General features: G+C 69.8%; 19 protein-coding genes and 1 pseudogene. 4 read left to right on the top strand and 16 right to left on the bottom strand.

Annotated elements, in window-relative coordinates; translation table 11 throughout:
• Nucleotides 1-100: 100 nt before the first annotated feature.
• Nucleotides 101-736: pseudogene (locus ACFVMC_RS32150) on the bottom strand (TetR/AcrR family transcriptional regulator); the annotation flags it as partial.
• A 349-nt stretch (nucleotides 737-1085) separates the two neighbouring features.
• Between ACFVMC_RS32150 and ACFVMC_RS32145 the strand changes: the two are divergent.
• Nucleotides 1086-1745 (top strand): cutinase family protein, encoded by a 660-nt coding sequence (locus tag ACFVMC_RS32145; RefSeq protein ID WP_379216593.1) that lies wholly within the window; start codon nucleotides 1086-1088, stop codon nucleotides 1743-1745.
• Nucleotides 1746-1759: 14 nt separating this feature from the next.
• Here ACFVMC_RS32145 and ACFVMC_RS32140 read toward each other — a convergent pair whose 3' ends face one another.
• The 10 genes from ACFVMC_RS32140 to ACFVMC_RS32095 all read right to left on the bottom strand — a co-directional run bounded on the left by ACFVMC_RS32140 (nucleotide 1760) and on the right by ACFVMC_RS32095 (nucleotide 14248).
• Nucleotides 1760-2866, bottom strand: a complete 1107-nt coding sequence (locus ACFVMC_RS32140; RefSeq protein WP_379216591.1) for a glycosyltransferase — start codon at nucleotides 2864-2866, stop codon at nucleotides 1760-1762.
• Complete coding sequence (locus ACFVMC_RS32135; protein ID WP_379216589.1) at nucleotides 2863-4218, bottom strand: glutamate-1-semialdehyde 2,1-aminomutase; 1356 nt, start codon at nucleotides 4216-4218, stop codon at nucleotides 2863-2865. The genes ACFVMC_RS32140 and ACFVMC_RS32135 overlap by 4 nt, the downstream gene beginning before the upstream one ends.
• 82 nt (nucleotides 4219-4300) lie before the next feature.
• Nucleotides 4301-5659: a GNAT family N-acetyltransferase gene (locus tag ACFVMC_RS32130; protein WP_379216587.1), complete on the bottom strand. Its 1359-nt coding sequence runs from the start codon at nucleotides 5657-5659 to the stop codon at nucleotides 4301-4303.
• Between the two features lie 28 nt (nucleotides 5660-5687).
• Nucleotides 5688-7046: a glycosyl hydrolase family 28-related protein gene (locus ACFVMC_RS32125; RefSeq protein ID WP_379216585.1), complete on the bottom strand. Its 1359-nt coding sequence runs from the start codon at nucleotides 7044-7046 to the stop codon at nucleotides 5688-5690.
• On the bottom strand, nucleotides 7043-8326 hold the full coding sequence (locus ACFVMC_RS32120; RefSeq protein ID WP_379216584.1) for a protein tyrosine kinase: 1284 nt from the start codon (nucleotides 8324-8326) through the stop codon (nucleotides 7043-7045). Before ACFVMC_RS32120 ends, ACFVMC_RS32125 begins: the two co-directional genes overlap by 4 nt.
• A complete protein-coding gene (locus tag ACFVMC_RS32115; protein WP_379216582.1) occupies nucleotides 8317-9684 on the bottom strand; it encodes a hypothetical protein in 1368 nt (455 codons plus the stop codon). The genes ACFVMC_RS32120 and ACFVMC_RS32115 overlap by 10 nt, the downstream gene beginning before the upstream one ends.
• Nucleotides 9681-10697 (bottom strand): glycosyltransferase, encoded by a 1017-nt coding sequence (locus tag ACFVMC_RS32110; RefSeq protein WP_379216580.1) that lies wholly within the window; start codon nucleotides 10695-10697, stop codon nucleotides 9681-9683. The genes ACFVMC_RS32115 and ACFVMC_RS32110 overlap by 4 nt, the downstream gene beginning before the upstream one ends.
• Entirely contained in the window at nucleotides 10694-11971 is a 1278-nt protein-coding gene (locus ACFVMC_RS32105; protein ID WP_379216578.1) for a lipopolysaccharide biosynthesis protein, read from the bottom strand. Before ACFVMC_RS32105 ends, ACFVMC_RS32110 begins: the two co-directional genes overlap by 4 nt.
• Nucleotides 11964-13187, bottom strand: coding sequence for a glycosyltransferase family 4 protein (locus ACFVMC_RS32100; RefSeq protein ID WP_379216576.1), 1224 nt, complete (start codon nucleotides 13185-13187; stop codon nucleotides 11964-11966). Before ACFVMC_RS32100 ends, ACFVMC_RS32105 begins: the two co-directional genes overlap by 8 nt.
• Nucleotides 13184-14248: a glycosyltransferase family 4 protein gene (locus ACFVMC_RS32095; RefSeq protein ID WP_379216574.1), complete on the bottom strand. Its 1065-nt coding sequence runs from the start codon at nucleotides 14246-14248 to the stop codon at nucleotides 13184-13186. Before ACFVMC_RS32095 ends, ACFVMC_RS32100 begins: the two co-directional genes overlap by 4 nt.
• A 283-nt stretch (nucleotides 14249-14531) precedes the next feature.
• Here ACFVMC_RS32095 and ACFVMC_RS32090 point away from each other — a divergent pair, with 283 nt between their 5' ends.
• Nucleotides 14532-15866, top strand: coding sequence for a polysaccharide pyruvyl transferase family protein (locus tag ACFVMC_RS32090; protein WP_379216573.1), 1335 nt, complete (start codon nucleotides 14532-14534; stop codon nucleotides 15864-15866).
• A complete protein-coding gene (locus ACFVMC_RS32085) occupies nucleotides 15863-16696 on the top strand; it encodes a glycosyltransferase family 2 protein (RefSeq protein WP_379216571.1) in 834 nt (277 codons plus the stop codon). Before ACFVMC_RS32090 ends, ACFVMC_RS32085 begins: the two co-directional genes overlap by 4 nt.
• A gap of 24 nt (nucleotides 16697-16720) precedes the next feature.
• Here ACFVMC_RS32085 and ACFVMC_RS32080 read toward each other — a convergent pair whose 3' ends face one another.
• Entirely contained in the window at nucleotides 16721-17350 is a 630-nt protein-coding gene (locus ACFVMC_RS32080; protein ID WP_379216569.1) for an MspA family porin, read from the bottom strand.
• A 148-nt stretch (nucleotides 17351-17498) separates the two neighbouring features.
• Nucleotides 17499-18584, bottom strand: a complete 1086-nt coding sequence (locus ACFVMC_RS32075; protein ID WP_379216597.1) for a class I SAM-dependent methyltransferase — start codon at nucleotides 18582-18584, stop codon at nucleotides 17499-17501.
• 34 nt (nucleotides 18585-18618) lie between these two features.
• Between ACFVMC_RS32075 and ACFVMC_RS32070 the strand changes: the two genes are divergently transcribed.
• Nucleotides 18619-19179: a dTDP-4-dehydrorhamnose 3,5-epimerase family protein gene (locus tag ACFVMC_RS32070; protein ID WP_379216567.1), complete on the top strand. Its 561-nt coding sequence runs from the start codon at nucleotides 18619-18621 to the stop codon at nucleotides 19177-19179.
• On the opposite strand, the gene ACFVMC_RS32065 is transcribed toward ACFVMC_RS32070, so the two are convergent.
• Genes ACFVMC_RS32065 through ACFVMC_RS32055 form a run of 3 tightly spaced genes read right to left on the bottom strand, consistent with a single transcriptional unit; the run spans nucleotide 19157 to nucleotide 21613 of the window.
• Nucleotides 19157-20191: an NAD-dependent epimerase/dehydratase family protein gene (locus tag ACFVMC_RS32065; RefSeq protein ID WP_379216565.1), complete on the bottom strand. Its 1035-nt coding sequence runs from the start codon at nucleotides 20189-20191 to the stop codon at nucleotides 19157-19159. The genes ACFVMC_RS32070 and ACFVMC_RS32065 overlap by 23 nt on opposite strands.
• A 1-nt stretch (nucleotide 20192) precedes the next feature.
• Complete coding sequence (locus ACFVMC_RS32060) at nucleotides 20193-20843, bottom strand: PIG-L deacetylase family protein (RefSeq protein WP_379216563.1); 651 nt, start codon at nucleotides 20841-20843, stop codon at nucleotides 20193-20195.
• Nucleotides 20840-21613: a glucose-1-phosphate cytidylyltransferase gene (locus tag ACFVMC_RS32055; RefSeq protein WP_379216561.1), complete on the bottom strand. Its 774-nt coding sequence runs from the start codon at nucleotides 21611-21613 to the stop codon at nucleotides 20840-20842. The genes ACFVMC_RS32060 and ACFVMC_RS32055 overlap by 4 nt, the downstream gene beginning before the upstream one ends.
• Nucleotides 21614-21616 lie beyond the last annotated feature (3 nt).

Here is a 21616-nt window from a genome sequence, read left to right as displayed (position 1 = left end):
CTTGTGGGCCCTGCTGCGAGACGGACGCGAATTCAGCATCGACAGACCGGCTTTGGGTGTCGTTATGGCTTGACAAGTTCATTGAGAGTCCTTCGGTGGTGGGGATGCTGTAGGCCAGCACCACATGACAGAACAGGTCGATGCGCCGCTGCCGGACGCGGCGGCTGCGGGGTTCCATCAGGACTTGCACGGCGGTGCCGTCATGCACGGCGACCAGCGCCTGCCCCAGCGCGGCCGGGTCGGGGACCGTGCGCCCCACCCGGGCCAGCGCGGCCACGATGGTGGGGATGAGCGCGGCGACGATCGCTTCCTCGCGGGCGGCCATCACCCGCCGCAGGGCCGGGTTGCGCAGGGCGTGCGAGGTGAATTCGGCGGTGATCCGGAACCACGCCTCCTCCAGCGGGACCGCGCGGACCAGCCGGTCGACGGCGGCGGCGATGTCCTCGACGCCGTCGACCGAGATGTCGTCCAGCGTGGCGCGGACCTCGGTGAGCATCTCGGCCGAGCGCTGCTCCCACATGGCGAGGAACAGCTCGTCCAGTGAGGTGAAGTTGGAGTAGAAGGCGCCCCGGGTGAACCCGGCCCGCTCGCAGACCCGTTCCACCGAGGCGCGTCCGAAGCCCTCTTCGGCGAACACCTCGTAGGCCGCCGTCAGCAGGCGGTTGCGGGTCTCGACTCGTCGGCGGGTGACGCGCGGCGCGCCGGTGGGCGACGGCAACGTGCCTCCTCGGTCGATACAAAACTGTATTCAATACAGGAATGTATCAGAGTGCGGCGGCGTGGATGCGGTTTCGGTACCGACCTGCCGCGTGGTGGGCGTTTCACCCGGGGGCGGCCGGGGAAATATGGGAGGACCGCCAGGCCGTGCCGGTGTCGCGCACCGCCGTGACGAAATATGTTTCAGGTGGCCACTCTTCGCGCGCCGAGCGCTGAATCTCCTACTGTGGCAAGCGAACTCGATTAACGATTGGATGCCGGACCCGTCTCGCTTGACATCATCTGCTTGACCGCCACTGTCAGGATTCTTACCTTCGCGGATATACGGCCATTCGGCCACTCACAACGGCGTGAGACGGGTGATCACAATGGAAAACCGGAAGACATTTCGCTTCGAGACGTCGCGACTGGTCAGGGCATTCGCGCTCGCGATGTTCTGCGCCGGGCTCGGCGCGGCCCAACTCGGAGCGCAGGCGTGGGCGAATCCCTGCACCGCCGTGGAACTCGTGGCCGCCCGGGGTACCGAGGAGCCGGGCTGGCTCGGCAGCGCGGTCGGTGATCCGCTGTACGGCACACTGCGGCAGGCGCTTCCGGTGGATTCCTCGGCCTACGCGGTGAACTATCCGGCCAACCTCATGGTGCCCACCTCGATCAGTGACGGCACCCGGGATCTGGTCGCGCACCTGGAGCATCAGGCCGCGATGTGCCCCGGCCAGCGGTTCGTCCTGGTCGGCTACTCGCAGGGGGCGCTGGTAGTGCACGGTGTACTCGGCACCGGAAACGTCTCCTCGGTCGGCGGCATCCATCGCCTGCCCGCCTGGGTCGAACCGCGGATAGCGGCGGTGCTGCTCTTCGGCGACCCCAACCACCTGGCGGGCTGGGGTGTGCCCGGCGAATACGGGTGGCGCACCGGAAACTACTGCGCCGCGGGTGATCCGATCTGCGGGGCCGGTGTCGACTGGTTCGCCCACTCCGCGTACGGATGGGCCCTGTGGCCCGCGGCCAGCTTCGCCGCGGCGCGGATCTAGCGCCGCGCGTGCGGTCAGCCGCCGAGTACCTCATCCACCGTTGTCGCGATGCGATGCCGAAACGCTGTGGGGGAGAAGGTAATGGCGTGCTCGCGGACAATGTCCGGGCAATAGTCGTCCCGGGCGAAACCGGCGAGGCTCTTCGCGAGCGCCTCGATGACCGCCTCGTCGGTACCCGGCGGAATCAATTCGCCGGTGACGCCCGGCAGCACGCTGTCGAGAGCGCCACCGGCGCCGACGGCGATGACCGGGGTGCCGCACGCCATCGCCTCGACGGGAACTATGCCGAAGTCCTCGATGCCGGGCATGAGGACGGCCTGGGCGCGCCGATACGCGTCGAGCAGCACCTCGAAGGGCGTGGCCCCCAGGAAGACGGTCTCCTGGCCGGCGATGGACTCCAGGTGGGAGCGGAAGCGGCCGTCGCCGAGGACGACCAGGCGGACGCCGGCGCGCTGGGCGGCGCGGATGGCCAGGTCGGCGCGCTTGTAGGGGACCAGGCGGCCCGCGCAGAGAAAGAAGTCGCCCGGGGGAAGGGCCGGATCGGGGGTGAAGCGGTCGACGTGGACCGGTGGATTGACCACCGAGGCGGGCAGGCCCCACCAGTCGTGGATGCGCTCGGCGACGGCCCGGGAGTTGGCGACGACGTGATCGAGATGCAGGGCGGCGCGTAGTTCGTTGCGGCGGGCGAACTCTCCGAGTATCGACAGGGCGGCCTGTCCCATCCGGCCACCGGCCTCCTGTGCCCGGAACGCGGGGTCCCAGGCCCAGCGTGCGGGGCTGTGCACGTAGGCGATGGTGGGAGCGTCGGTGGCGAAGACGGCCTGGGTGGCGAAGGCGAAATGACTGATCAGGACCGCGTCGAAGCGGTTGCGCAGCGGCAGCTTTCGCAGTGCGCGCGGAATGAACGGCAGCAGCGGCGCGTGTGATCCGAGGACCGAATGCGCCTTGCTCAACCAGGTGTCATGCACCGTGTGCAGCGGCGGCCGCACACTGTCGAGTTCCACGATGGGCGCGAAAACCTCGGCGCGCGGCCAATTCTCGAAGAACTGCGCCACGCAGGTCTCCGAGCCGCCGAGTTCGGTGAACCGTTCGTGCACGATCGCGATGCGGGGAGCGTTCATCGGGACTCCACTCGCCGCGGTGCCGCGTAGCGGCGCAGCGCGGGCGCCACGGGGCGGCCCTGCAGCAGGCCGTCGACACTGCCCTGCTGCAGGGCCTTGCGGTAGACGAGGGCCGCTTCGCGGCAGGCGGCGACGGTTTCGGCGATATCGGTGTCGGTGTGGGCTGCCGAGGTGACGAAGGATTGACCGAGTACGCCGCGGTCAAGCAGTTCTTGCAGGAACAGGGTTCGGAAGGACTGCGACGGCTGCCCGGCCGGGTCTCTGGTGACGAAGATCAGGCACGATGGGCGGCCGAGAACCTGAAGGTGGGCACCGATGCCGAAATCGGCGGCGATCGCGTTGACGCCGTCGGCGAGCCGACGACCGGCGCGCTCCATGCGCGCGATCGGATCGCCGGTCGTGTACTCCCGCACGACGGCGCGGAAGGCCGCCAGCGAAGCGGTTTCCGGACCGTGCGTGGTCGACAGGAGGAATACGCGTGCGCGATCGGTGCGCAGGCCGCCCAGCTCCATGAACTCGCGTTTGCCCGCGAGTGCCGAGAGCGGGAAACCGTTGCCCATCGCCTTGCCCCAGCACGACAGGTCGGGCCGCACACCGTACACCGTCTGCGCCCCACTGGCCGACCAGCGGAATCCCGTGATCATTTCGTCGAAGATCAGCAGCGCACCGTGCTGGTCGCACAGGTCCCGAACCCCTTGCAGGAAACCGGGTTCCGGTTCGGCCAGCGCGGTCGCCGCCTCGAGCACCACCGCCGCGACCGGCCCCGCCTCGAGCACGATGCGCAGCGATGCGAGATCGTTGTACCGGAATGTCACGGTCGCGGCGCTGTGGGGAATGCCGCTGTCCATCGCGGTGGTGCCGATGAACCAGTCGTCGACGGAGAAGAACGGCTGGTCGCAGATGGCGACCGTGGTGCGCCCGGTCGCCGCCCGCGCCAGGCGCACCGCGGCCGTGGTCGCGTCGGATCCGTTCTTGGCGAACTTCACCATGTCCGCGCCGGGTACCAGGTCCAGAAAGTCCTGCGCGGCGAGTAATTCGAGCTCGGTGGGGCGACTGAACCCGACACCGTCGGCGATTGCCCGCCCGACCGCCTCCAGGACCGGCTCGAACGCGTGCCCGAGCGTCACCGCCCGCAATCCCATGCCGTATTCGACATAGTCGTTCCCGTCCGCGTCCCACACCCGGGCTCCCTTGCCGCGCACCAGCACCGGCGCCATACGCTCCGGATACTGATCGGGCCCCCGGGCATAGGTATGAGCACCGCCGGGCACCACCTCGTGCAGCCGCGCCTGCAATTCATTGCTGCGCGTGAAATCGCGCTGCCGAGCGAACTGTTCTTCCTCACGTGGCACAGCGGCACCTCCATACGGACTGGCGTTTCCTCGCGGCGACGCTGCCGTTCACACTTGTATCGATTTCCTCGGGCGGACAGGGCTATTCGGGGCGGGTGATGGCCCAGAGGTCGTGATCGGCGCGATGGCCGGTGGGGCCGGTGTGGTCACGCATCCGTCCCTCGCGGAGCATGCCGACTCGGGTCGCGATCTCGGCGGAGACGGCGTCGGCCGGGGCGATCTCGGTGGCGATCCGGCGCAGGCCGAGGGTGTCGAAGCCGTACGCGATCAGCAGGCGCTGTACGGTTTCTCGAACCCGGGGCCGGGGCGGGTGGGTCCAGACGTTGAGGTGCGCGTTGCGGTCGAACATGTCCAGACCGAACAGACGAGCCTCGCCGATGTAGTTCCCGTCCAGTTCGACGGCCAGCACCAGCCCCGCGGGGGAGCTCAAACCAGCTCGTGCACACAGGAATTCGCGAATCCAGTGCGCGGAGCCCGACGGCGGGCCGGCCGCGACGCCCAGCGTCGGACGCGACCATCGCGGGATGGTCCGTGTTCGGTGCGGCCGCGTCTGGGCCGCAGTGCGCTCTGACCGCCGGGTGTCCGCCCCGGGGGCAGTCGGCCGCAGCCATCGGGCCGGCAGGGGTGCGCGGTGACCCGTGGGTGCGGTCAGGCGCGACCACTGGGTGCGATCGGACCAGCGGCGGGTGCGCAGGACCACCTCGGGGTGCGCGGGGTCGGTCAACCGCACTCGATCCGCGGCCCGAAGCGGGTCGAGCAGGTGCCGGACGCGCCCGGCGTAGTAGCGTCCCACCGCCACCGCGATCGACCAATGGCTCAGCGTCGCAGCCGGTTCCGGTGTCCCTTGGGGCATCGGCGCGCCTTCGGTGTGACGAGTCAGCCAGCCCTCGGTCGCACCGCCGGCGGGGAGATCGGAGGCCAGGATCGCCCACAGGTCGTGGTCGCGGCGCTGCCCGCCGGCGTCGAAGTAGCGGGCCATGCGGGCCTCCCGGCGCAGCCCGAGTGCCGCCGCTCCGGCCGACGTGCCGTGATTGGCGGGGGAGATGGGCGCGGTGATGCGGTGCAGCCCGGCGACCTGGAAACCGAAATCGAGCATCATGGCGACCGCGAGGCCGCCGACGCCGTGCCGGGCCAGCGTGGCGTCCACCCAGATGCCGAGCTCGCCGGTGCCGGCGGAGAGCGAACCGAGTTCGATCTGACCGGCGAACCGGCCGTCGACCTCGATCACCGCGCCGAGGCGACGGCCGGTGCGCGCGTCGGACCGGGCATCGAAAACTTCACGCACCCACAGCTTTCCGGTGTGCCGCTCGGGCCAGGACAGCGGGGAGGAGGTCCAGAACGGTTCGATCAGCCGCTGGTCGCGCAACCGGATGCACCGCCACTCGGCGAAGTCGCCGATTCGCGGCGGGCGTAGCACCACGGACGCACCATGTAAACGCACGGGGCCCAATCGAATCCCGAGCATTACCTCACCCCCGTGGACGCTGGCGGCCCAGCGGCGCGGTACCGAGCGCGCCCTCGGGGGATACGGTGAGCCGCCAGTACCCGCCGGCCGTGTCCTTCAAGATGACACCCGCCTCTGCCCGCTCGGAAAGCCAAGCCCCGCTGGACAATACGGCCGAGCGCACGGCGTTGTCCGGGCCCTGTGCCTGGAAGATATCGGCGTCACCGGCCCCGGCCCGCCCGACCATCGTCCCGGCGAAGTAGGGCGCGCGCATACTGTCCCGGCCGATCACCGTCCACCCGTCGGGAAAGGTGCCCGGCCGCAGATCGTCGGCGTTGGTGGAGATCAGGTTGATCGCGGTGCCCTCCGGGCAGCCGACGGGATCCACCCGCACGTCATCGGGTGGCCGCTCGAGATCCTTGTCGAAGATGACATTCGCCAGATACGGCTGCCGGCAATAGATCAGATCCAGTCCGATCGTGCGGGCCGCGACCTTGCAGTTGGTGAGCCCGAACTGCGCGGGACCGCCGCGCTTCGCGTCGCCGATGGACAGGGCGATATCGGCGCCCTCGAACCAGACGTTGGTCAGCCACCAGTCGTTGGCGGCGCCGTCGACCCGGATGTGGTGGACCGTGGTGCGCGGATCCCGGTCGGACACGAACTCCACATTGGCCAGCGCCAGCCCGGCATTGTGGTCGCTGCCGGTGCCGAGCACCCCGACATAATTGCTGGTCAGTTTGGACGCTGTCACATAGTTCTGGATGCACGAGGTGAGGATGCCGGTCCCGAAATTATTGATATCGCAGTTGAGGAACGTGGTGCCACCGGTGTTGTCCTCGAGCACCACGCCGCGCTGCTGCACGAACCTCGGATGATTGTCGCTGAGATGGTTGCCGCGCAGCACCACGGCGTCGAAGGAGCAGCGGAAGCAGTGCGAGAGCAGCACGGCGGTCGAGGCGGGCCCGGACATGAAGACGCCGAGCCGGGAGAAGCGCACCCGATTGCGTTGCCGCAGTTCGATCAGCACGGTGTTCGTCTCGCAGGTGACGAGCGTGACGTCGGCGCCGTCACCGAGCACCGTAGCGAAGTCGGGCAGCGCCGGAAACGCGGTTACCCGGTATTTGCCCGCGGGCAGGTACAGCACCAGCGGCCCGTCGCCGACCGCGGCGGCCCGGGCCAGGGCCGCGGTATCGTCGGCGACGCCGTCACCGACCGCCCCGAAATCCTTGACATTGCGGGCCGAGGGCGCGTCCGTCACGTGCGGTGACCGGAATTCGACACCGGGTGACTCGGGGGAGGCGCAAGCCGCCAGGGGCAGCGCGGCGGCCGCGCCGAGGGCGGTGACGAGCATGCTGCGGCGAGCGAGACCGGCCTCATCTGTCATCTCCGTGTTGTCTTTCCGATCAACCGGTTCAGGCTGGTGCCCGGCTTGCTGTACGCTACCGCGCCGGTCAGCCCGTCGGCGCCGAATGTGGCCACCGCACCGCGCAATTGGGGGATCGAGGTGGCGCCGAGTTCGATAATGCCCAGGGTGTGCTCGCAGTGCGGGGCGACGGTGATCGCGTCGGCCGCCTGCGCGACGGGCGCGACCTCGATCAGGACATGGTCGAAATCGGCGCGCAGTTGCGCCAGCGCGGCGGCGAACCGGTCGGAGGCGAGCAGGTCGGCAGTCTGGCCGTCGGCCGCGCCGAGCGGCAGCACGGTGATCCCGGCGGTGGGCCAGGCGGTGAGCGCGTCCGGCACCGGCGTGGATCCGCGCAGCACCGCGGCCAGGCCCGGCCCGGTGTGCTCGCGGGAACTGCCGGCCCCGGTGGTGTCGGCGTCGACGAGCACCACCGTGTGCCCGGTGTCGGCGAAAGACTTCGCCAGCGCCTGCGCCACCTCCGGCCGCGAGCGCGGCGACAGGCTGGTGACCAGGACGGTGCCGGCGTCGCCGTCGCGCAGCAGCCGGGTGCGCAGCCGCCGGGTTTCGCCGAGCGCCCCGGGGCGCCCCTCGTCGATGATGCCGAGAATCGGAATGTCGGCGCCCAGCACACCCTCGAGTTCAGTGGAGGTACGCAGGGTCCGGTCGGTGCGGTCGCGCAGGAACGCGGCCAGCCCGCCCAGCGCCAGCCCGGCCAGCAGCCCGATCAGATAGACGCGGGTGCGCTGCGGCCCCGCCGGTGTGGTCGGCAGCCCGGCCTTGTCGATGACCTCCACTCGAGCGGCGGGCGCGGCCGCGCGTTCGATCGTCTCCAGTTCGCTGACCAGCTGCCGGAAATGCGCGACCACGGTATTGGCCAGATCGCGGGCCAGCTGCGGGTTCTCGTCGGTGACCGAGATGATGATGGTGGTGGTCGCCGGTGGTGAGGAGGCGGTGATCCTGCCCCGCACGTCCTCGACCGACAGTCCGATGCTCAGGTCGTCGATCACTCGTTGCGCCACGGTGGCGCTGGTGGCCAGCCCGAGGTAGGAGCGCACCCGTCCCTGCGCCGCGAGCCCGCCCTGGTAGGAGTCGTTGACCGAGGTGCCCGTCGCCATGGAGACATAGGTGCTGCTGGAGGCCACGTAGACGGTGGGTTGCCCGCGCAGGTAGACACCGGCCGCCAGCAGGCATAGCGCCAGTACCGCGATGATGATCGGCCAGCGCCGCCGCGCGATTTTCAGATAGTCGGTCAATCCCATTGCGCGGAACCTCTTTTCCCTGCTGGAAGAGCTGAAACGTCGTGGGGCGGCGGTTTGGCGCGGCGCCGGAATTCTCGGACCGCCAGATAGATCAGGTAGGCCAGCACGGCGGCCTGGAGGAATTTGCCCAGGTTCTCCATGGCGCCGAGGAATCCGCGTTCGAACAGCGCCGAGGATCCGGTCATCGCCAGCGCCAGCACGACCAGTGGGAAACGGCGCGAGTACAGCGCTTTCGCCCAGGCGAGCAGCAGCAGGAAGGTGAATCCGGCGCCGAGCGCCACGCCGGTGTATCCGCCGATGACATAGCCCTCGTTGACATTGCCCTCGGCCAGCGAGACCGACACCTGACTCATGTCGACCGAGGCGCCGCGCACGTCATTGGCCCACGCGACGCCGGACTGGAACTTCTCGATACCGAGCAACTGGCCGGGGATGAGGCTGAGCAGGCCGTGGCGCAGTACCTCCTCGGCGGTCAGCCAGTAGTCGGGGCCGTGATAATAGGCGTCGGTGGCGGCTTCGAGCAGATCGAAGCGCCGCAGGATGGACAGGAACGGCCGCACCAGCGCCGGATACTGCGAATCTGTCAGGGCGACTTCGGATTTGGCGAACTCGGTGGTCTTGAACGACTGCAACCAGCCGAATCCGCCGATGCCGACCAGGGCGAGCGCGCCCACACCGTAGGCCTTGGCCCGATCCCAGCCGAGGATGGCGAAACGAACGGCCACCGCCATGGCGGCGCCGAGGATCGGAGTCTTGGATTCGACCACCGTCGTCCACACCAGTTCCATCGCGAGCAGACCGCCCAGCACCAGCACCGTGGTCTGGCGCGGCGCCCGCAGGAAGATGATCAGGCCCATGGCCGCGATGGTGGCCAGGATGGTGACGAAGCTCAGGATCGGATTGGCGCTGCCGACATCGCCGGCCTGGCCGACCGAGCCGGTGGCGACGGTGGCGGCGCGCCCGAGCAGTCCGACCACGTACATGGTGGCCAGGGCCGGAACGAAATCCGGGTCGGCGGTCAGTGCCGGTTGCGCCGGAGCCGGGCGGCGCGCGGCCCACAGCGCGTAGGCCAGCACAAGACCGGCATAGACCCACAGCCCGAACACCACGTGGTCCAGGACCAGGGCCATGATCCGGTCGTAGCCGAGATCGGCCAGTCGCGGATCGGGCACGTTGTCGCCGTAGTGGGTCTGCGGCTGGACCACCAGCAGCACCACCGGCCGGGCCACATACGACAGCGACCAGAACGCGGCCTGCGCGATCAGGAAGACCCGGGCCACGCCGGGAATCCGCAGTGCGGCAAGCGCGATCGTCAGGAGCGCGGCGGCGATCAGGATGATATCGGCGGTGGCGCTCACGACCGAACCTCCGCGAGCGTGGCCACGATCTCGCGGGCCCGGTCGACATAGCGGTGCCCGCCCTCGGTGATCCGCCGATGCCCGGCGGCGGCGATCAGCTCCGCCCGGTCCGGATGCGCCGCGCACCAGTCGAGGATCTCGGTCAGTTCGCCGGGATCGTCGAAGAGCAAGCACTCGGCGTCCTCGCGCAGGAGTTCGGCGTGTTCGTCGGTGCGCTCGCCGACGAACAGCCCGCCCGCCGCGGGGACCTCGAAGGTGCGGCAGGTGTGGGTATCGCGGTTATCGGAGTTCAGCAGTACCAGGTTCGCCGTAATGGCCGCTACCGCAGCGGAATACGACTGCCCGTAGACCGGGCCGCCCACCGTCGCGCCGGTGCCGCGCAGCTCGGGTACCCGCCGCCATCCGGGCCCGCGCACCAGCATGCGATCGCCGTAGCGCCGGGCCAGGGCCACCAGTCGGTCGCGGCGATCGGGCCGGCACACTCCGATGAACCCGGCCAGATACTCCCGGGTGCCGCGCCGGGCGGCGCGGTGATGCCAGGCGGGGTCGTAGGCGCTGCGCACGAACGACACCTGCCGCGCCCCACGGGCTTTCAGCTCGCCCACATTGTGCCGCTTGGTGGTCACCACCAGATCCCAGCCGGATTCGTGCGCGAGGTAGTCCGCGCTGATGTTGTCCGGATTGGCGACGTCGTCGGGGCTGTAGTGCACGCGTAGCGGCGCGGGGGTGGCGAGCAGCCGCTGCTGATCCAGGTGCACCCCCTTGAACACGAACAGCAGATCGGGCCGGAAAGCCGTTGCGGCCCGCTCGATCTCGTCGTGCAGCCGGTCCACCCGCCAGGGCGCTCGCCGCCGGGTCACCTTCGAGTACGCCCAGGGTGCGGAGCCGCGCGCGGGTAGCGTCACCGGGGTGGAATCGAGCACCACCACCTCGTGCCCGGCCTGCCGGAACCCGTCGGCGAGCGAGCGTGCGTTGCTGCCGACCCAGTCGTCGCCGAGATAGAGGATTCTCACGCCGCACCCTCCGCGAGGACCGTGCGCTCGCGCAGCATCAGCCAGCGCACCCGCACGAGATACCAGGCGGCCACGGTGCATTCGATGACCACCGTCCCGTAGACCAGGGTCCACACCGAGTGGGTCCGGAACGCGATACCCAGCGCGACCGCGGCGACACAGGTGCCGAGCACCGCACCCACCAGCACGCCGGTGGTGTCCTGGCGGACCGGCAGCAGCGCGGTGGTGACGAAAGAGGTCACCGTGGTGGCGGGCAGGATCAGCACCTCCACCCGCAGCAGCGCGGTGGCCGCGTCGAATTCGGCGCCGAAGACCAGCCGGATCAGCATGGGCGCGGCCAGCCACACCGCGCCGGCGGCGAGCACGGCCGCGCACACGCACAGCGCGAGCGCCCGCAGCGCGTGCCGCCAGAAGAGTTGATCGCCGCTGCGCCGGGCCATCCGGGGCAGCAGCGCGAAACCGATCGGGTCCAGGGTGGATTGGATGGCGCGGACCAGGCGGTCGCTGGCCGAGTACAAGCCGAGGGCGACCGTGTTCAGCACGGCGGAGTACACCGCCGCCGCGCCCTGGCCGTACAGCGTGACCAGCAGCCGGGAGGTGAGGATCGGCGCGCCCGTGCGCAGGACGCCGCGGATCAGATGCGGCCGGGCCGGTCTGCCGAAAGTGCGCAAGGAGTCCCACCAGGTCAGTGCCACGGTGGGCGCCGAGGATATGAGCAAACAGCCCAGGGCCAGCTGTGCGCTGGGAAATCGCGGCAGCAGCGCGACCAGGAGGATGAGATAGCCGATCCGGCCGACCGCCTGATACGCGGTGGAGGTCCCGAACCGGCCCTGCCCGATCAGCAACCAGTCCTCCGACACCGACCAGAACCCGCCCGCGAACAAGCCGAGCAGGATCATGTCGAGGACCTCGGGTGTGCCCACCATCAGACCCAGCAGCAGCGCCGCACCGAGCACGCCGAGGATCGCGGCGCGGATGGCGAGATAGTCCCCGCGCAACTGGTTGATCCGGGTCCGCCGATCGGAGGTGTCCTCGGCTGCCTCGTGCACGCGGGCGGCCAGAAACTGGGTGATCCCCAGGTCGACCAGCAGCGACCCGAGGAAGTACGCCGACATGCCGATCGCGACCAGGCCCATGCCGTGTGTGCCGAGCAGTCGCGCGATCAGCGGCACCGTGACGACGGTGATCAGGTACTGGCCGTACTTGCCGAACATGACGAAGCCGATATCGCGGAGCAGCCCGACGGCCCCGCTCCGATGGTGGGATTCAGCCATGGCGCGGCCGTCTCAGGAACGCGGTGACCGCGCGGGCCGCGGCGTGCGCAGCCGCGATGACTCTCGTGCGGCCCCGATTCCGTGTATTGCGTTGTGCCTCGATGCCGTTCAAGAACCCGGCGACGTCGCGGGCGATCGCGTCGACAGCGAAGTCGGCGGCGCGGAGGCGACCGGCGGTGGCGAGGCGGAAGCGCAGCGCGGGATCCAGCAGCAGCGTGTCCAGCGCGCTGGTGAGTTCGCGCCGGTCCCCGGATCGCACGAGGACACCGTCGACGCCGTCGCGGATGATCTCGGTGGGACCGCCGGGACCGGAGGCGACGACCGCGCACCCGGCCCGCATGCCTTCGACCACCACCTGGCCGAACGGTTCCGGCAGGACCGAGCAGTGCACGAGCACATCGGCGTCGCGCAGATACGGCCGGGGATCGTCGACGTGCCCGGTGAAGGTCACCGGGAGAACGAGTTCGGCGGCGATTCGCTCCAGTTCGGCCCGGTAGGGCTCCTCGTCGAAGAACGTGCCTCCGACCAGAAAGACCTGGCGTGGCCGGACTTTCGCGTCGGCGAGCGCACGCAGCAGCAGGTCCTGGCCCTTCCACGGGCTCAGTCGGCCCACGACCGCGACCACGCTGTCCTCGGGTGCGCGGGGGCCGGGGCGGGGTGGCTCCGGTTCGAATTCCACACCGGGATAGGCAACGACGGCTGGTCTGCGCCCGGTGGACAGTGTGGCCAGGGTGGTGCGGCTGTTCGCGAGAAACCCGTGCGCGGCCACCCGTCCGAGTATCCGGATGATCAGCGCGGGCCACCGGCCGAAATAGTCCGCGGCGATCCGATCGTGTACGTGCCAGACCAGCGGCACCCGCGCCCGCCGGGCCGCAACCGCGCCCAGCACCAGAGCCTTGGTGCTCTCGGCGACGACGACATCCACGCCGCGCGCCGCCGCGCCGAGGGTCCATCCCAGCCGCAGCAGCGCGGCGAATCCGCGCAGCAGCCGCAGCGGCCCCGCCCCGATGGTCATCGCGCGGCTGTCGAAAGCGCTACGCAGCACCCGGGTTTCGACCCCGCGTGCTCGCATGCGCTCGACCATCGGCCCGTCCTCGGTGTAGATCACGCTCGGTTCGCATCCCGGCACCCCGCGCAGCGCGGCAGCCAGCCGCAGCGTGGCCAGCTCGGCGCCGGAGGGGGCGGCGGTGTGCGCCAGGAAAAGGACCCGAGTCATCTGATATCCCGGTACATCGTCGAATGTCGTTCGGCTGTGACATCCCACGAGAAAGTTTCGGCGTGCGCCCGGCATTTCGCGGTATCGGGCAGCTCGCCGTCGAGCGCGGCGATGATTCGCGCGCCGAGTTCCTCGGCCTCGCCCGCGCGCACGATCAGCGACGGGTCGAGTCCGCGAACCGAATCCGGGAGCCCGCCGCAATCGGTGACGATCGGCGCCCGGCCCGAGGCAAGCGATTCCAAGGCGATCAATCCGAAACCTTCCAACGCAATTGTCGGGACGACGGTGAATTCCGCTTTTTCGTACAGGCCGGTCAGTTCGCTGTCGCTGATATGCCCGGTGAATCGCACCGAATCCCCGAGCGGTTCGGCTCGTGCCCGCAATTCCCGCTCCGCGGTTCCGGTTCCGACGAGCACCAGCCGCGCCGCGGGGTGCGCGGCGCGTACCCGCGGCCAGCAGTCCAGCAGGGTGCCGATGCCCATCCGCCGTTCCAGTCGCCGCACGCACAGGACGGTGCGGAACTCGCCGTCGCGGGGCGGCGGGGTGGCGGTGAACCGACTCAGATCCACGCCGGGCGGGATGACCTCGATGCGGTGCGCGGGGACGCGGTAGTCCGTGCTGAGCACATCGCGGAAGCCGGGGGAGAGCACCACGAAGCGGTCCGCGCGGAGGTAGCGCAGCCGCTCCACGAGATATTTCGCGCGCGTGAGCAGCTCGCGCTGCCCGGTGAGGCGGCTCTCGGCGGCCCAGGGCCCGTGGAAGTGCACCACCAGCGGGCGGCCACCGTGCCGGTCGATCGCCGACGGGCCGTAGAGGCAGAAGTGGCGGTCCAGCACGGTGCCCGGGTGCAGTGCGTGCCGGTCGAGGAACGCGGTGCGCGCCCGGCGCGCGGTCGAACCGCCGAGCGGCCCCCAGGAATACGCGCCGGGATGATCGGGAGCGGTGCCGAACGCCGCCGCCGATACCGAGACCTCGGGATCGCGGGCGAGCGCGTGAAAGAGATCGGTGAAATATCGGTTCAGTCCACCGGGGGCCGCCCCGAACCATTCCGAACCCGTCATATGGACAGAAACAGACCCGGGTCCTGCGGACACCCCTGCCCCCTAATTGCCTCGCATCGATGGACTCCGTGTGCGGCCGTTTTCGCAGCACAATGCCGAACTCGCTACCCGCGCAACAGTCTAGGTGAATGCGCCGCCCGCGGGACGGCAACAACGGAGTCCGAGGACTCTGGTCGACAGCGGCCTCGCGGGTGTAAATTGCACAGCGAGTTCGCGCTCGCCGACGAGCCGACCCGCGGGGGGCCAGCGGGAGGAATCACTGACTGTGGGGACAGGATCGTCTGTGGCCGAGCACAACAAGATCGACGAGCGCGAAATTCGCGTGCTCGTGGAGAACGGCGAGTACTGGCTGCGCAATCGCGGCGATATCGCCATGATGGCGGTCACCGTCGAGCGGATACGCGCGCGCTGGCCGCATGCGCGCATCGGCCTGCTCACGCACCAGCCCGCCGTGCTGCACGGCCTGCTGCCGGAGGTCGAGCCGATCTGTGCTCCCGACTGGAACTGGGGCTCGCGCGACTGGCTGACCCGCACCGCTGCCACCAAACTCGTGGGTCCCGCCGCGCTGTGGTGGCGGGCGCGCACCGACGGGCCGAAGGATCGGCTGCGCGCGCTGCGCCGACCGGAGCCCGAGCCGCAGGCGGCCGCGGCGGACGCCGAGGAGTTCCCGGTGCGGATTCCCGAGGCGGTGCGCACGGCCTCGCTGGTGCTTGCACTGGGCGGCGGCTACCTCACCGATGTCGACCGCTATCAGGCGCACCGCACCCTGGATCTGCTGGAACACGCACGCGGACTGGGGATTCCGGCCGCGTTGGTCGGTCAGGGGCTGGGCCCGCTGCACGACGAGGGGCTGTGGCGGCGTGCCGGTGCGGTGCTGCCCGGCGTCGACTTCATCGGCCTGCGCGAGGCGCGCCGGGGGCCGGAACTGCTGGCGCGACTGGGGGTTTCCCCGGACCAGGTCATGGTCACCGGCGACGACGCGGTCGAATTCGCCTACCGGCTGCGCGATCCCCGGATCGGCGGCGATATCGGGGTGTGCCTGCGCGTCGCCGACTATTCGAAGGTGAGCGCAGACGCGCAGGAGATCCTCGGCACGGTGGTGCGGGCTCGCGCCGCGGCCTTCGACGCCGGCCTGGTTCCGCTGATCATCTCCGAATACGCCTCGGAGGACCGGCTTTCCACGCTGCCGCTGCTGGCCGGGGCCGACCGGACCCGGCCGCCGGTGGGCCGCGGCGCCGACGCCCACGATGTCGCCCGGCAGGTGGCGCGCTGCCGCGTCCTGGTCACCAGTGCCTACCATCTCGCGGTTTTCGCACTGTCCCAAGGCATTCCGGCCGTCGGCATCACCGCCTCGGAGTACTACGACGACAAATTCCATGGCCTGGCGGGCATGTTCGGCGCGGGGCTGCGGGTCGTACATCTCGACGATCCCGACCTGGCCGACCAGCTCGGCACCGCCGTCACCGAACTGTGGGCCGCCGCACCCGCCCTGCGCGACCCGCTGCAACAGCGCGCGACCGATCAGATCGACGCCAGCCGAGCCGGATTGGAACGTGTCTTCGGATTGGTGGAGGACGGCCCGCTGCGCCCGGCACAACGATTGGGGGGTTGCGGATGAACAGACTGTCCGTGGTGGTCCCGGCCTACAACGCCGGGCGCACCCTGGAGACGACGCTGCACACCGTGCTCGAGCAAGACGTCGACTTCGAGCTCCTGGTGCTCGACAACGCCAGTACCGACGCCACCGGCGAGATCGCGCGCTCGATCGATGATCCCCGGGTGCGGGTGCTGCGCAACGAGACCGTGCTGCCGATCGGGGACAACTGGAACACCGCGATCCGGGCGTCCGCCGGGGAGCTGGTCAAGGTCGTCTGCGCCGACGACGTGCTGCGGCCGGGCGCGCTGGCCGCGCAGCTCGAGGTCATGACCGATCCCTCGATCGCCATCTGCTCCAGCCGATTCGAGGTGATCGACGAGGCGGGCGCGCTGCTGGAAACCGGCCTGGGGCTACCCGGTCTGCTGGGCCGGCAGTCGCCGCGGGCGCTGGCCCGGGCGATCGTGCGGCGCGGCCCGGCCGATTTCGGGCCGACCGCCGCGGGCATGTTCCACCGCGCGCATTTCGACAAGGTGGGCGGCCTGCGCGGCGACCTGGTCTTTCCGATGGATGTCGATCTGTTCGCCCGGGTGGCCGCCTTCGGCGTGTTCTTCGGCATGACCGAGATCCTGGCGGCGTGGCGCAATTCGTCGTTCAACCTGTGCAGCCAGACCTCGACGGTGAGCAAACTGACCGACATGCTCCGTTTCCATCACCGCCTCGCGGGTGATCACCCGGAGTTCGTCACCCGCGCCGATGTGCTGGCCGGTGATTCCCGGCTGGCTCGCCAAGCGCTGCACCGGCTGGGGGTGCGGACCGTGGCCACGGTACGCAATCGCCCGGATCTCCGGTGAGATCCGGGCGATGGGCGATCCTGCTCAGATGCTCCAGAGCTGACCGTAGGTGATCACGGTGTCCCCGCCGTCACTCACCACGGCGACGAACGGCCGGATATTCGTCGGGCCGAGAACACCGGTCACGGTGCCGTGGAAGGCGCCCAGCCGCAGGAACCCCTCGGTCCCGCGGACATCGCCGCTGGCCACCTCGACGGTCTTGATGCCGGGACCGAACCCGACCTCGAGCTCGATCCCGGCGCGCGGAATCAGGCTGTCGATCTTGAGCACCGAATCGTCACCGAGATCCAGGCCGAGGCCGGGGGTGGAGTATTCGAACCGGAGCCGGCCGTTGAGCGTGGCCGGGAACCCGACCTGATAGCCGATGGTGATCCGGCCGCGCCAGTCCTCGGCGTGCGGACCCGATACCCGGTAGGCCGCCGTGCCGTTGTGGAACCACTCCCGGGTGAGCGGATTGCCGTCCAGTGGTGGCACGAAATCGATCCGGGTATCGGCTTGAATCGCCTCGACGGTGCGTGCGCCGTGGTCGACGATGCTGTTGGTGCTGTCGACCGCCGCGGCGGCCGATCCGGCGCCGAGCGTGAGCCCGGTCGCCAGGACGGTGGCCATCGCGAACAGCCGTGCGCTCCGGACGCGGAGCTTGGTTTCCCTCATCTGTCATTCCCCTTGGTGATCCCCGCGCCCCGTTGCGCTCGCCGGGCGCCCTGCCGCGCCCGGGACAACGCTCCATTGTCGAACGTCATCGGGGTGAAGGTAAATAGTCGAATACAGAAAGTGCTGCGGCGCAGCGAATTCGGGGCGGTCAGTCTCCTTTCCGTGGGCCGCCCGGATCGTCCAGAAACCAACGGCCCGCGAGTTCTGGACAGTGCTCGCGGACCTCGGGTAGCAGATCCGGCAGGGTGAGCAGCACCCGATCCGGTCGTGCCGCCGCCAACGCGGCCGGTGCGATGATCGGAATATCGGTGCCGGGCATGCGGCGGTCGTGCTTGGCGGGCGAGGCGTCGGCGACTCCGGCGATCAATCCGCGGTGTGCGCCGGCCAGGCTGAACAGGGCGACCGCGCGCGACGCGGCGCCGTAGGCGAAGACCCGATTGCCCTGTGCGGCCTGGCCTTCCAGCCAGGACCGCAGCGCCCGCACATGCTCGTCGGTGACGCGCTGGAGGTGGCGCAGCGCCGCCAGTTCGAGTCGCGGCGCCTCGGCGGCCAGCACGGCCCGCACCGAGTCGTCCGGCTCGGCGGCGCCGTGCCGCGCGGCGAGCAGGACCGTACCGCCGTACAGATCGAACTCCCACGCGCTGGCCACGCTCATACCGGCGGTGGCCAGCAGGCGGCGCAGCGCGGCCAGCGAGTAATAGGCGAAGTGCCCGTGCCGCAACGCATTCCACTGCCCGGCGGCGACGATGGTGGCCAGCGAGTGGTATTGGAGCAGCAGCAGGCCGCCGGGCGCGGTCGCCGCGGCGCGCTCGGCGAACGCGGCCCGCTGATCCGGCTCGTGCATGATCCCGAAACAGTCCAGTACGACGTCGGCGACCCCCGTGACCTCGTGGAACCCGCGTTCGGCCAGCAGCGGCAGCCAGGTACCGCCGTGCGGGCTGCCGAACTCCCGCACCGTGGCCCCACGCAGCCGGTCGGCGACCCGCTCGACCGCGGCGGCGGCCTGCTCGCGCAGCGCGCGCGGTTCCACACCGCGCGGCTCCTCGGTCCGGGTGTCGTCCTGTGCCAGCTGTGCCAGCCCGCACGCCGGGCACCGGTCCATGCGCAGCGGGTGCGCGGTCTCGGCGCCATCGATCGGGGATCCGGCGGGCGGAAAATGGTCCGCCGCAGGAACTTTCCCCAGATCGAGAACGGTCGCCAGCTCTGTTCCGCGGCATCCGCGGCACACAATCACCACCCTGGGCCCTTCCTCATGCGACGATGACGCGGTGCGTATCGAGCGATGCGATCTGGCGGATGTCCTGCTGCTGATCCCGCAGCCCCACCGTGACGACCGCGGCCTGTTCACCCGGACCTTCGACGCCGAGATCTTCGACGACTATCTGTCGGCCCCCGGCGCTGCCGCGAGGTTCGTGCAGGATTCCCAATCCCGTTCCGCGCGTGGCGTCATCCGCGGCATGCACGGCCGGGCCGGGCGGGGCGAGGCGAAACTGGTGCGCTGCGCCAACGGCGCTGTGCACGACGTCCTGGTCGACATTCGCCCGCATTCGCCGACTTTCGGCCGACAGCAGTCGTTTCGCCTGGACGACATCGACTTTCACACCCTGTTCGTGCCGCCGGGCTTCCTGCACGGCTTCCAGGCCGTCTCCTCCTACGCCGATGTCTGCTATCGCATCGACCGTCCGCACGACCCGGCCGAGGATCTCGCCGTGGCCTACGACGATCCGGAACTCGGCATCGAGTGGCCGATGCCGATGACCATCGTCTCCGATCGCGACGCCGCCGCCGGTAGCTGGGAGCATCTGCTCAGGACCGTGTGGCGGGGGTGAGGCGGCGCATCGAGGCGTCGAGCACGCCGCCCGCGCGCAGACTCTCCAGGCGGGCCAGCCGGGTGAAGCGCTGGAAGAACCCGGCGCTGGTGAGCCCGCGGGTGGTGTACTCCTGGTAGAGCTGGGCGGCGCCCGCAGGCACGCTCCAGCGGGCCTGGAAGCCCAGCTCGCGGCGAGCGGCCGTGAAATCGACGCGGTACGAGCGCGGGTCGGGCCCGGCCTCCCCGGTGATCAGCAGCCGCGAGCCCGGCACGGCGTCGACCACGGCCGACGCGATCTGCGCGACCGTGAGGTTGTTGGCCTCGGTGCCGATGTTGTAGGCCCGGCAGTGGATCGCCTCGATCGGCGCGCTCAGACAGCCGGTGAAGGCCCAGGCGATATCCCCGGCGTGCACCAGCGGCCGCCACGGCGTCCCGTCGGAGAGCACCTTCACCTCGCCGGTCAGTACCGCGTAGCCGACCAGATTGTTCAGCACGATATCGGCGCGCAGGCGAGGTGAGAAGCCGAAAGCCGTTGCGTTGCGCAGGAATACGGGCGAGAAGCCGGAATCGGCGAGCGCGGCCACGTCGTCCTCCACCCGCACCTTGCTCTGCGCGTACGGCGTGAGGGGGCGCAGCGGCGCGTCCTCGGCGACCAGCTCCGCACCGCCCGCCCCGTACACCGAGCAGGTCGAGGCGTACAGGAACCGCCGCACCCCGGCCTGTTTGGCGAGCCGGGCCAGCCGCACCGAGGCGTGATGGTTGATGTCGTAGGTGATGCTCGGTTCCAGTGCGCCCAGCGGATCGTTGGACAGCGCCGCGAGATGGATCACCGCGTCGAAACCCCGGAGCTGCTCGACGGTGACATCGCGCAGATCCACCGCGAGACCGGGCGGATCGCCCGGCAGCTCACCCAGGACGCAGTCCGCGAAGTATCCGGCGTCCAGCCCGTGGACCTCGTGCCCCGCGGCGCGCAGCACGGGGACCATGACCGTGCCGAGATATCCCTGGTGTCCGGTGACCAGTACCCGCATTTCACTTGCCTCCCAACGTGATAACGGCCTTCTCCAGAACGAACGCCTCGGCGTGCGGTGCGCGGCACTGCACGCCGCGCAACCGGGTCAGGCCGAGAAAGGCCTGCTCGTCGAACCAGTCCCGCTCCCGCTGGGACCGATAGTGCTCGTGCAACAGCCGCGCTTTCTCCTCGGCGATCTCGGTGCCGACCGGATGGAAGACGGTGGGGCGCGGCGTATCGGTCTCCCACTTGAGGATCTCGTAGCCCAGGATCAGGTGATCCCGGAATTCGGTCGGCACCAGCTCGGCCAGCACCCGGTGGTCCTGATGCGCGTCGCGGCGTTGCGGCGCGAAGACCAGATCGGGAGCGATCGGGTCGCGAAAGGCGCGCAGGGCGTGTTTGACCCGGTCCCAGTGTGCCGGTGCGTGACCGTCGGGCAGGTCCCCGACGGTCAGGGCCAGCTCGGCGTCCGGGCAGAACGCGGCCAGTGCGGATCGCTCCTCGTCGGCGCGCGGGGTCGCCGCGCCGGAGAGCACCAGTGCGTGCACGCGCAGCCCGGGCGTGCGCCGGGCCAGCGTCAGCAGGGTGGCGCCCAGGCCGATCGCGATATCGTCGCAGTGCGCGCCGAGCACCGCGATCTCGGCCACCGGGGCGGCGGACAGTCCGATCACGGTCGCTCCCACACCATCCAGGGGCGCTTGCCGGTGCGGTAGGCGTCGTCGAGTTCCGCGCGCTCCTTGAAGGTGTCGGCCGGCTTCCAGAACCCGAGGTGCTGGTAACCGAAGAGGCGGCCCTGCCCGGCGAGCGCGCCGCAGGCGTCGGCCACCAGGTCGCCGCCGGGCGGCAACAGGTCGAACACCTCCTGGGTGAGCACGAAGTACCCGCCGTTCTCCCACAGCGGCATTCGCGAGACCGGCATGATCTCCTTGACCTCACCGGCAGGGGTGAGATCGACGCAGTGGAACGACTGCTGCGGCGGGACCACCAGCATGGAGGCGGCGGCCCCGGCGGACTCGAAGGCGTCGATCATGGTGTCCAGCGGTGCGTCGGTGAGCACGTCGGCGTAGTTGGCCAGGAAGGTCTGATCGCCGTCGAGATAGCCGCGCACGCGCCGCAGCCGTTCGCCGATGGCCGAGTCCACGCCGGTGTCGACGAAGGTGATCGACCAGTCGCTGATGTCCTCACCCAGCAGTTCGAGCTGGTTCTTGCGGATGACGAAGTCGTTGGACACCGACTCGTCGTAGGTGCGGAAGAAGTTCTTGATGTGCGTGCCGCCGTAGCCCAGGCACAGGATGAATTCCTTGTGCCCGTAGTGGGCGTAGTAGCGCATGACATGCCACAGCAGCGGCCGCGGGCCGACCAGCTGCATCGGTTTGGGCAGTAGGTCCGAGCCGTCGCGCATGCGCATGCCGTACCCACCGCAGAAGAGCACTACCTTCATGAG

This window comes from Nocardia sp. NPDC127579, assembly GCF_042672005.1.
Taxonomy (GTDB): Bacteria; Actinomycetota; Actinomycetes; order Mycobacteriales; family Mycobacteriaceae; genus Nocardia.
The sequence above is the reverse complement of the archived record's forward strand: the minus strand, read 5'-3'. Positions and strand labels throughout refer to the sequence as shown.

Excerpts from the sequence above, each read along its gene's own strand:
- ACFVMC_RS32145 (WP_379216593.1), top strand. The coding sequence starts at position 1,086 with ATGGAAAACCGGAAGACATTTCGCTTCGAGACGTCGCGACTGGTCAGG.
- ACFVMC_RS32140 (WP_379216591.1), bottom strand. The coding sequence starts at position 2,866 with ATGAACGCTCCCCGCATCGCGATCGTGCACGAACGGTTCACCGAACTC.
- ACFVMC_RS32125 (WP_379216585.1), bottom strand. The coding sequence starts at position 7,046 with ATGACAGATGAGGCCGGTCTCGCTCGCCGCAGCATGCTCGTCACCGCC.
- ACFVMC_RS32120 (WP_379216584.1), bottom strand. The coding sequence starts at position 8,326 with ATGGGATTGACCGACTATCTGAAAATCGCGCGGCGGCGCTGGCCGATC.
- ACFVMC_RS32105 (WP_379216578.1), bottom strand. The coding sequence starts at position 11,971 with ATGGCTGAATCCCACCATCGGAGCGGGGCCGTCGGGCTGCTCCGCGAT.
- ACFVMC_RS32100 (WP_379216576.1), bottom strand. The coding sequence starts at position 13,187 with ATGACTCGGGTCCTTTTCCTGGCGCACACCGCCGCCCCCTCCGGCGCC.
- ACFVMC_RS32095 (WP_379216574.1), bottom strand. The coding sequence starts at position 14,248 with ATGACGGGTTCGGAATGGTTCGGGGCGGCCCCCGGTGGACTGAACCGA.
- ACFVMC_RS32085 (WP_379216571.1), top strand. The coding sequence starts at position 15,863 with ATGAACAGACTGTCCGTGGTGGTCCCGGCCTACAACGCCGGGCGCACC.
- ACFVMC_RS32080 (WP_379216569.1), bottom strand. The coding sequence starts at position 17,350 with ATGAGGGAAACCAAGCTCCGCGTCCGGAGCGCACGGCTGTTCGCGATG.
- ACFVMC_RS32065 (WP_379216565.1), bottom strand. The coding sequence starts at position 20,191 with ATGCGGGTACTGGTCACCGGACACCAGGGATATCTCGGCACGGTCATG.
- ACFVMC_RS32055 (WP_379216561.1), bottom strand. The coding sequence starts at position 21,613 with ATGAAGGTAGTGCTCTTCTGCGGTGGGTACGGCATGCGCATGCGCGAC.